Source organism: Kineococcus glutinatus (assembly GCF_039542765.1).
Taxonomy (GTDB): domain Bacteria; phylum Actinomycetota; class Actinomycetes; order Actinomycetales; family Kineococcaceae; genus Kineococcus_A; species Kineococcus_A glutinatus.
The window spans coordinates 1-517 of the sequence record NZ_BAABIL010000839.1 but is presented as its reverse complement, the minus strand read 5'-3'; the positions used below and the strand labels follow the sequence as shown (position 1 = coordinate 517).

The window sequence follows — 517 nt, the reverse complement described above, 5'->3', positions numbered from 1 at the left end:
CCCCCGCCCTGGCCCGCCGGCTGGCCCGCCGGCTCGGCGAGGCCGCCGGCTGCCCGGTGACGGTGGGCGCCGCCGGGCCGGGCAGCGGCCCGGCGGGCGTGGCCGGTCTGCACCGCGACGCGCTGCGCTGCTGCGAGGCGCTGCTGGCGCTGGAGCGCACCGGGGAGGGTGCCGGCGCCGACGACCTCGGCGTCTACGGGCTGCTGCTGCACGAGGCGGGTCGCGAGGACCTCGCCCGCTTCGTGCAGCGGGTCGTCGGGCCGGTGCTGGCGCACGACGCCGAGCGGGGCAGCGACCTGGCCCGCACGCTGCTGGCCTACTACGACGCCGGGGGCAACCTGGCCCGCACCGCCGGCGCCCTGTACGTGCACGTCAACACCCTGTACCAGCGGCTGGAGCGGATCGGGTCGCTGCTCGGGGACGGCTGGCGCTGCGGGGACCGGGCGCTGCAGGTGCACCTGGCCCTGCGGGTGCACGCCGTCCTGGGCGCGGGGACCTGAGGGCGGGCGCGGCAGGG

At 79.9% G+C, this 517-nt stretch carries 1 protein-coding gene; it reads left to right on the top strand.

Annotation, left to right across the window (positions count from 1 at the left end):
- Nucleotides 1-500 (top strand): PucR family transcriptional regulator (locus ABEB16_RS21930; protein WP_345714287.1); only part of this gene is annotated, 500 nt, incomplete at its 5' end.
- Between the last annotated feature and the right edge of the window lie 17 nt (nt 501-517).